The organism is Gracilibacillus thailandensis, from assembly GCF_010994055.1.
Taxonomy (GTDB): domain Bacteria; phylum Bacillota; class Bacilli; order Bacillales; family Amphibacillaceae; genus Gracilibacillus; species Gracilibacillus lacisalsi.
Genome location: NZ_WJID01000001.1, coordinates 313,341 through 323,005 on the forward strand (window position 1 = coordinate 313,341; position 9,665 = coordinate 323,005).

A 9,665-nucleotide genomic window follows, 5' to 3' on the forward strand; every position below is an offset into this window, starting at 1 on the left:
CTACACAAACAATGGAATTAGTAGTCCTGCAAGTAATAAAATTAATGCCCCGCCTAAGCGTGAAGAAATTTGGGCAAATGGCATTAGATCCATTCTTTTTGCTGCAGAAAGCACGGCCACATCCCCTGTACCTCCCATATTTGCCATACAAAGACCTGCTGTAATTGCTGCTTCTATTGGATAAAAACCAACCAATTTTCCTAATAACGCCGCGCCAATAATTGCACCTAGTATAACCCCCAAAACTGTTAAAATATATTGCAAAGTTAATGCCTCTAATACGGTACCTAAATCGGTATAAGCAACACCAATACCAAAAAGTAAAGCAAAAGTCCAATTTCTGGCTACGAATTGATACCATTGACTAGCACCATCGATAACCTGAGGCGGAATAATATTTGCAATTTTTGCGACTGCTACAAGAATTATCATAATCGCATAGGGATGTAATGGAATGATAGCTCCTAATAGGGAGCCAATTGAAAAAAAGGATAGTGCTGCAAGTAGGCCAGCACCCATCTTCTGAATATCGTATTTTAACGTTGGTTTTTCATATGTGAATCCTTTTACTAATTGTCCATTACCAGTTAGTGAGGGGTAGATTTTTCCAATTTTATCTAATAGACTTGCTAATACAATAGCAAACACATTTCCTAATGCTAGTGCTGGCACAAGCATCGAAATATAATAACTCGGATCATTTCCCAGTAATTCGGAATAAACTTGACTCATCGGAACTGCTCCAGCACCCATTCCACCACCCAGAATTGGCATTGCAATGACTAACACTGCATCTTGAAGTGTAAAACCAATAAGAGAACCAATCAATCCAGTAAGTGCCATTGCGCCTAGAACGGCTCCACCAATAGGAAGGAAATAACGCAAGCCTACTTTCATTAATATTTTTGAGTTCATTCCTAAAATACTACCTGTTATTAAGGCGGCAATATAAAAGTTTAAAAAACCGCCAGATTTCATAAATTCCGCTATAGATGTTGTGATTGTTTCTGGAAGTAGCCCACTATATACCATATAAGCGGAACCGAATATGGCGACTATAGCTCCACCGCCAAGATAGCTATTAACAATTGGCAGACGATTTCCTATCTCTCCGAATAACTCACCTAGTACAATCATAACGAGCAAGCTGCCAATCATTCCTACTGGCAAATTGCCGGTATACATACATGTAAGCGTAATTGCTGTAAATATGGAAAACCAAATTATTGGAATATTAAAGATAGTATATGTGTTAGCCACTTCAAGAGGGTGTACATTTGTATCATTTTTTACAACCGTTTTATTCGAGTAATCTTTAGCTAATTCCGTCATGAAACTTCCTCCTCATCTTGCTTAGAAGCCAGGATTTTAAATGTACCTGAACTTCTCCTCTTCTTTTTGGTAGATGTCATTTTCACCGCCTTCTTTGTTATATGTTTTGTCATTCACTCACCAAGTGGATAAATCGCTTTCATTTTCGGTAGCCAATGTTAATTGATATTTATATATCCTATTATTTCTTTTGCTAAATGAAAAGTTTATAAAACTAATGAATTTTTTTTGTAATTAAAAAAAGTATGACTCAAAAACCTCCTGTTTTTGAGTCATTTTAAATAAGCATCTAATATTTCGCTATGTTCTTTATACGAATATTGATAAACGGGTCTACCAATCCCATAGGTTAATGTTTCTTCCAATACATCAATCTTTACTAAAAACGTAAGATACTTCCGCACAGAAACTCTCGATATACCTGTTGATTCCGCAATCTCATCTGTTGAGAAAGTTTTTGCTTTTTTGATCGTGTTAATGATGATTAATAGCGTACTTTTCGTCAATCCTTTTGGCAAAGCCTTGTTTTCGATCACTTTTTCTTTATCAGAATTTAATAATTTTTGGTCTAATTCTAGCTGATTCAATTTTTTTCGTCGATGTAATAATTCAAACTTTTCTTTGTAGCGCATTAGTGCTTGTTTAAAACGTTCAAATTCAAACGGCTTGATTAGATAATCAATTGCTCCATGATGCAATGCAGATTGAATATTTTCTGTATCCGTGGCAGCTGTAATTAAAATAACATCAATCGGTATCTCCTTTTGACGAATAGCGGACAACATTTCAAGTCCATTATCCCCTGCCATATAAATATCTAGCAGCACCAAATCAATGCCATGTTGCTTTTCTTCCATTTGTTCCATTGCTTCTTCCACGGAATAAGCGATATCTACTAATCGATAGCCTTCTACCATGCTTAGGAAGCGTTTATTAAATTCCGCTACCATTGGGTCGTCTTCTACTATTAACACTTTAATCGCCATCTTGCATCCCATCTCTCATAGCAGCATAGTCGAGCACTACGTTAAATGTAGTCCCTCTTTTATTAGTGGACATTTTTAATTCCCCATTTAATTTTTCAATACTTTGATTCATTAAATAAAGACCGAAACCTCTATTTGAACCTTTAGAGGAAAATCCTTTCTTGAAAATTTTCTCTGTATTTTCTGCAGAGATTCCTGGTCCTGAATCAGATACTGTTATGGATAATTTACCATGATTTTTCTTCAACTGTAATGCAATTTTCTTCTCTACACTAGTGGTGAGCGCCTCTATTGCATTATCAACTAAGTTTCCAATAATGGTGATCAGCTCTTGACTCGTTTCTAAGCTAAGTGCTTCATCAATTCGTGAATCGTTAGAAATTTTAAACGTTACATTCCGCTCTCTTGCATAGCTCATTTTACCTATCAGAAAACCCGCAAGTACTGGATCCTTGATAGTTTTGGTAATCACTGCAGCTTCCTGATTGTTCATATCAATTATTTTGCGGATAAATGGCAATAATTCATCATAAGCTCCCATTTGAACCATACCAAGTATAACATGAAGCCTGTTCATAAATTCATGTGACTGTGCACGAAGCGCCTCAACATAGGTTCTAACACCTGTTAACTGTTTTGCCAATTGATTCACTTCGGTTTTATCTCTAAATGTAGAGATTGCACCTACAACCTTATTGTTAACAATTAACGGCTCACGGTTGGTTAGAATAGATATTCCATTTAGCGTCTGTTCCTCATTACGTTCTGATTCCCCTGTCTCAATGACACGATCCAGTTTGGTATTTGGCATATAATCTGTTATTTTCATGCCAATGGGCTGATCTGACAAACCAGCTTTTTTAAACAAATGAAGTGCTGATTTATTTACTAATGTAATTCTTAAATCATCATCGACAGCTAAGATTCCTTCATGAACAGATTGTAACATGGTACTCCGTTCTTCCAAAAGCTTTGATATCTGATAAGGCTCCAGACCGAATAACATTCTTTTTATATATTTAGCAAGTAAAAATGCTCCGATGATCCCGACAATAATACCGAGTAAGCTTCCTTTCATAATATTTTGGTGGCCTTGTGACAAAGCAAATTCCACATTGTCTAGTGAGATCCCAACCGCAACAGCACCGATTTGGTTTCCATTATCATCATATATCGGTGTAAATGATCTTAAAGAATCTCCGAGTGTACCTTCAGATACTGATACATACTCCTCTCCTTGGAGAACAGCCTTTTCATCTCCTCCTTTGAAGTACTCGCCAATCATTTCTGGGTTAGGGTGGGTATATCTAATGCCCTCGATGTCCATAACAACGACAAACATCATTTCCGTTATTGTTTGGACTTCTTGTGTATATGCTTGAATAGCTTCTGTTTTCTCTTTTTGTAATAGGCTTGCTTTTACAATCTCAGATTTGGCAACAGTCCTAGATACAATCTGTGCCTTCTCTTCCTGATTATCCCTAATCCGCTCACTAGTTGTATTGCTGATGAGCAAATCTGTAACTAATAAAGAAAGTAAAACAACGATACAACCAAACAATGTAATAATAACACTCAATTTAAACGGTCGCTTCACCACATCACCCCATTTTATATTAAGGATTATAGCAGACATATGTCTAGATTTGATATAAAAAAAGTCGACTGATTGCCAAACAGTCGACTGATTTAAATACTTTTATTTAGACATAGCAACTCTTCTAGCTACTCCTGTATCTATTGCTGCATTTGAAACTGCCTGTGCCACTGCTGGTGCTACCCGTTCATCAAAAGGTGCCGGAATCACATAGTCTTTAGACAACTCCTGTTCCGAAATTAATGAGGAAATCGCAAGTACGGCTGCTTTCTTTATTTCCTCATTGATATGTGTTGCATGTACGTCTAATGCCCCTTTAAAGATTCCTGGAAATGCAAGCACATTATTTACCTGATTCGGAAAATCTGAACGCCCAGTTCCAACCACTTTAGCACCAGCAGCCATAGCATCTTCCGGCATAATTTCTGGTATAGGATTAGCCATCGCAAAAATAATTGGATCTTCATTCATGGTGGACACCATTTCTTTAGTTAAAGCACCTTCTACAGATACGCCGATAAATACGTCTGTACCTATAATAGCTTCTTCTAATGTACCTTCTACACGATTGACATTAGTAATTTTCGCGATCTTTGTTTTAAGTGGGTTCATTCCATCAGGACGTCCTTCATAAACGGCGCCTTTAGAATCACATAGAACAACATCTGAAACGCCAAAATAATTTAATAATTGAACTATCGCAATGCCAGCAGCACCAGCCCCATTAATTACCACTTTAATGTCTGTCATTTTTTTATTCACAAGTTTAAGTGCGTTTACTAACCCTGCTACAGTTACAATTGCCGTCCCATGTTGGTCATCATGAAAAATGGGAATGTCCGTTTCTTTTTTCAAGCGTTCTTCAATTTCAAAACATCTAGGAGCTGAAATAATCTTCTAAGTTAACTCCTCCAAAGGTTGGCTCTAATAATTTCACTGTATTAACTATTTCATCCACATCATTTGTATTCAAACAAATCGGAAATGCATCAACACCTGCAAAGTTTTTAAATAAAACAGCTTTTCCTTCCATAACAGGCATTGCTGCTTCTGGCCCAATATTTCCAAGCCCTAATACGGCAGATCCATCTGAAATAACTGCAACAGTATTTCCCTTCATTGTATAATCAAACACTTTGTTGTTGTCTTGATAGATTTCTTTGCACGGTTCCGCTACTCCCGGTGAATAGGCAAGGCTTAAGTCATACATATTGCGAACTGAAACCTTAGCACTTGTTTCTAATTTTCCTTTATTGTCTCGATGCATTTGTAATGATTGTTCCCGTAGTGTATCCATCGTTGGTCTCTCCATTTCTAAAAATTTCTAGCGCTACTTCTGTTATACCTTCATTTATAATAAATATTTTCTACCATTAATAGGTTATATAACTAATTAAGCCTTTTTGTAATTAAAAAAATTATCTGTTGTTTCATTTAGAAACTTTGTCTTTTGATTATTTTATATTCAGAAAGAAAATGCCCCCTTTTAGTGAAGGCATCAGTTAGTTTCCGTTATGTTCATTTATCTGTCACTTTCACCTATTTATTGGCCACTTTTTTGTGTTTATCAGTCACTTTCATACATTTATCAATCACTTAGCGGAGAATTCCTGTCTTATAATAAAGAAGGCAAACTGCTCCTAATTCTGTAACACATCGGCAAGATCTTCTAAAGAATGGTACTGTCTAATTTGATAGTTCCTTCCTTCTTTATATAAGTATCCTTTATCACAAAATTGTCTCAAAACATGCTGCAGGTGTCTGTAGGATACTCCTAAATAATCGCAAACCGTAACATGTCTCTCTTTATAAATCCCTTGATCGGCGGTTTGCAAAATAAAATCGGCCAACCTGTTTTCCAATGGGAATGCTGAGCTTTGTGTATACTTAGCCGCCATCTCTGTTGCCTTTACACTTAAAAACTTGGTTAGCTCACGTAGAAATTTCGCATCTTCGAGCAATTGTTTGCGATAGTAATAGATCGGAAGCGCAAAACAAATCGTCTTCGTTGAAGCTTGAATTCCTTTTGTATAATAGACATCATGTAATAACTCCATTTCTCCGATGTATTCATTGGCATTGATAAAATTTATTAATGATACCTTTCCATTTTGATGGGTTATGTAAATCTTTGCTTTCCCCTCAATAACGTAGAAAAGAAAATCTGGTCTCTTGTCCTCCTGAATAATCCAATCATTACGTTGATATTCATGTACTTCGATAAAGTCCTCCACTGAAAAGGAAAATAAATGCGCAATAGAGTGTTCTTCTAAATAAACCTGCTTTTTCTTCCCTTTATACTTTTTCATCTATTCACCTCAAAATAAGAGATATCTCCTATTATTTCTTTATACCTCCATGATATCATGCATTTCATGAGGAGGATATATAATGAACACACAACGCTGGATGAGCTTGCATTTTTTTAGTTTCTTTTTAACATGGGGGATTTTTCTACCTTATTGGTCAGGTTGGATGATTCAGACAAAAGGGATATCTGTTTCTGAAGCTAGTTTGATCATGAGCTTAGGCTTGGTTGCAAGAGGGCTTTCGACTCTATTTGCCTTTCCTTATTTATCAGCGAAGGTAAGCAGTAAGAGGTTATTAAACATCATGGCAATTGGTACACTAGTTGCTATTGTCTATTATATACCGTCGAACTCGTTTGTCAGTTTGTTAATAGCAACCATTATTTTGCATCTATTTTATCCTATTTTGATGCCTGCGTTAGACAGTGTGGCAGGTGTCCTGGTGCAAAGCAAACAATTACAGCATTATGGAAGAAGTCGCCAATGGGGCTCTATTGGTTTTGTTTCCGTTGGGATGGTTTTGACCATTTTTACCGGATGGTTTGGCGATGAAATCATCTTGTGGGCGCTATTACTTGGCATAATCGGATTCATGTCTCTTCAATTTATGCAAACACCAGATATTTTAGCGGAAAAGCCATCAAAAAACCAAACAAAAAAAGAAGGCATATTACAATTATTCCGTATCAAACACTTCCCTTTGGTACTTATTATCGTTATTTTACTGCAAGCGGCACATGCAACCTATTACAACTATGGCTATATATTCTTACAAGAAATACAAGCACCGACATACCTGATTGGTTTCATTATTAATATTGCTGTCATTGCGGAAATCATCTTCTTTTCCATTGCAGATAAGAAATTCGATAAATTCTCTATCGGGGCTTTACTTACTATTGCGGCAATTGGTTCATCTGCGCGTTGGATATTAGTTTTTGCTTTTCCGAATGTAATTGTTTTCTGTATCGCGCAAACGTTACACGCATTATCGTTTGCGATGGCACATTACGCTTTTATGAAATACTTAATCCAAAACATTCCACATCTACAGATAGCAAAAGCACAAGGTATCTACTCTGCGTTAGCACTTAGCTGGAGTACCGCTATATTCACTATTTTAGGTGGCTATTTATACGAAATAGAGCCGAGACTGTCCTTTATTGGAATGATTTTATGTACGATTCCTGCGATGTTGCTTGCGCTTATGTACCGAAGATTGGAAAATAGAAAGGACATTTCGATTTAGCACTTTCTCATATTCAAAAGACAAGCTGCCCTAAATCTGGAGGCAGCTTGTCTTTATTGGTTCTTCCGTTACTTTTTCTTCCCCTTTGTAACCACTTCATAATCATACGCCGCACTTCCACCCTTACCAGGATCAGGTGCATAAGTAACCATCATTAATACTTGGGCGTATTGAGAGCTTCGTAGCATATCACGAAGATCTACCTTATCACTTTCACTCATATTGATTAGATCTGGGAATTGAATGACTTTGACATGATTGTCTTTCCCTTTAGCTTTCCCTTTCTTAAATCCGATAAACTGAACCTGATAATCAACATAATCCTCTGTTACTTGTTCTAAACTCATGAAACCATCAGTAGTTTCCGCAGCATCAATTAGCTCGTTATTTATTTGAAGGTTTGATACGTACCAACCTTCTTCATTATAACCCCAGTCTGTCATGTAACGAAATGCCAGATGAACCTTTTGACCAGCATATGGAGAAAGGTCGAAACTCTCAGTGGTCCAGCCATTTGAGCTTCCTGTGAAGCCTGGTAAATTTTCTTTGATCGATGGATAGCCATCCTCTACTATATCACTACTTGTATTTTCGTTTGCTAAGGAAGCCCATGTCTGTCCATTATCTGTAGATACTTGGACAACACCGAAATCCCAATCTTCTTCTATATCATATTTGGTTTCGAACGATAGAACTGGATTTGTTTCACCTGTTAAATCAAGCTCTTTTATTAAGAAGTTATCTGCCTGGTCTCCTTCGTTCCCCCAGAGAACCTCACCCTTATCCGGGTCACTTACTGTTGTCCAGTTGGTGCCAAGGAAATCGATACCTTTGAAATATAGATTGTCTAGCTTCTTGTCAGGTGTAATAAATTTCATATCCGTTCCCCAAGCTGGCGCAATAGCTTCTAACTCTGAAGCAGCTTCTAGATTTGGGTTTAAGTCTATCGAGTCAAACTGATAGGTTTCACTATCACCTTGATATTTCCCATCTAACAATAAAGCTACCATAAAATCTTGATAAACTGCTTCAAAATCTCTATCGCTTCCCATTTCTTCTAGAATCGCATTAATACTATCAATACCTTGTAATTGACTTTTAAACTCTTTCTGGAGAAATTCTTGTCCGTATTGTTCATATAAATACAGTTGGAATAGATAAGAAACTCCATAGTCACCTAAAATTTGAAGGTCAGACTGATCCCCCCACTGTGTTAAAGAGTTTTTAAGGTTATTCATAAAGAAATCAACGTGTGACGTGGAATGACCATACCCCACAAGATATTGCGCAAAGTCAGATAACCCTTCGTTGATGAAATTTTCTTCTGCTGGATCACTGTCATGATGAAGTAAATGTTGAAATTCATGTGCAAATGTTCCTTCATACAAGAAAGGTTTCTCAACATCAGGACCTGTGCGGTTTGCCCAATCGAAACTATCAATTGTCATTACATTTCGATCGGTAAAATCACTAATAGTAGGGGAAAAATATCCGGCAATATAACTCGGATAATTCGGGTCATAATAATTATCATCTTTAATATTATCTATTAAAATTACAACTCGCCCGGATTCGTCTTGATGATATTCAGGAAACATTGCCTGTTCTCCTGTTCTTTCATCAGGGGCATCGAAAAATTCAACTTCTTGTTCATATATATTCTCATCAAACTCATTTAAAAGATAGGTAACTTGTTCGTCGGTGATAGTAGTGACTCCATCAGCATTCCTTGGATCTCCTTCAGGATAATCAAGGTCGTTCGCTACCCATACTTCTCCATATTCCCCGACACCTTTAAGAGTAAATTCTGTTAATACATATTGTCCGGATGTATTATTAACCGTAACCCATGGTTTACTAATGCCTATATCATCCGGTGTAACGGTTGAAGATGGCTCAGCTTGTCCACTTTCTGCCGATTCTTCTTCACTTACATCAGCCTCACTAAAATCTACCTTTCCCTCCCTTAAGACCTCTTCTACCGTTTCCGATCGAAAATCTGGATCTACTTCCTGCACATCGGGATCTGGGTTGTACCCTTTAACTTGCGCACTTACTGTTGAAGGAAAAAACAGACTACCTACTAGAATGGGAATAAATAAAATGGATACAACTTTTTTTGGTGTTTTCATTTTCACCCTCCTATTTTTTAAAACGTATTGTCAAAGTTTTTCTTATTAAAATAGCTTTTT

The 9,665-nt window shown here is 36.8% G+C and carries 6 protein-coding genes and 1 pseudogene; 1 reads left to right on the top strand and 6 read right to left on the bottom strand.

The window, feature by feature from the left end:
* The 5 genes and pseudogenes from GH715_RS01370 to yeiL all read right to left on the bottom strand — a co-directional run bounded on the left by GH715_RS01370 (nucleotide 1) and on the right by yeiL (nucleotide 6,224).
* A complete protein-coding gene (locus GH715_RS01370; RefSeq protein ID WP_153833636.1) occupies nucleotides 1–1,332 on the bottom strand; it encodes a 2-hydroxycarboxylate transporter family protein in 1,332 nt (443 codons plus the stop codon).
* Nucleotides 1,333–1,604: 272 nt separating this feature from the next.
* On the bottom strand, nucleotides 1,605–2,318 hold the full coding sequence (locus tag GH715_RS01375; protein ID WP_153833635.1) for a response regulator: 714 nt from the start codon (nucleotides 2,316–2,318) through the stop codon (nucleotides 1,605–1,607).
* Entirely contained in the window at nucleotides 2,308–3,915 is a 1,608-nt protein-coding gene (dcuS, locus tag GH715_RS01380) for a DcuS/MalK family sensor histidine kinase (RefSeq protein WP_324186967.1), read from the bottom strand. The genes GH715_RS01375 and dcuS overlap by 11 nt, the downstream gene beginning before the upstream one ends.
* 102 nt (nucleotides 3,916–4,017) lie before the next feature.
* A pseudogene (ystJ, locus tag GH715_RS01385) lies at nucleotides 4,018–5,212 on the bottom strand (NADP-dependent malic enzyme).
* Between the two features lie 343 nt (nucleotides 5,213–5,555).
* Nucleotides 5,556–6,224 carry a transcriptional regulator YeiL gene (gene yeiL, locus GH715_RS01390; protein ID WP_153833633.1) on the bottom strand — a complete coding sequence of 223 codons (669 nt, stop codon included), beginning with the start codon at nucleotides 6,222–6,224 and terminating at the stop codon, nucleotides 5,556–5,558.
* Nucleotides 6,225–6,306: 82 nt separating this feature from the next.
* On the opposite strand from yeiL, the gene GH715_RS01395 reads away from it, so the two are divergent.
* Nucleotides 6,307–7,473 carry an MFS transporter gene (locus GH715_RS01395; RefSeq protein ID WP_153833632.1) on the top strand — a complete coding sequence of 389 codons (1,167 nt, stop codon included), beginning with the start codon at nucleotides 6,307–6,309 and terminating at the stop codon, nucleotides 7,471–7,473.
* 68 nt (nucleotides 7,474–7,541) lie between these two features.
* On the opposite strand, the gene GH715_RS01400 is transcribed toward GH715_RS01395, so the two are convergent.
* On the bottom strand, nucleotides 7,542–9,605 hold the full coding sequence (locus GH715_RS01400) for a choice-of-anchor J domain-containing protein (RefSeq protein ID WP_153833631.1): 2,064 nt from the start codon (nucleotides 9,603–9,605) through the stop codon (nucleotides 7,542–7,544).
* Nucleotides 9,606–9,665 lie beyond the last annotated feature (60 nt).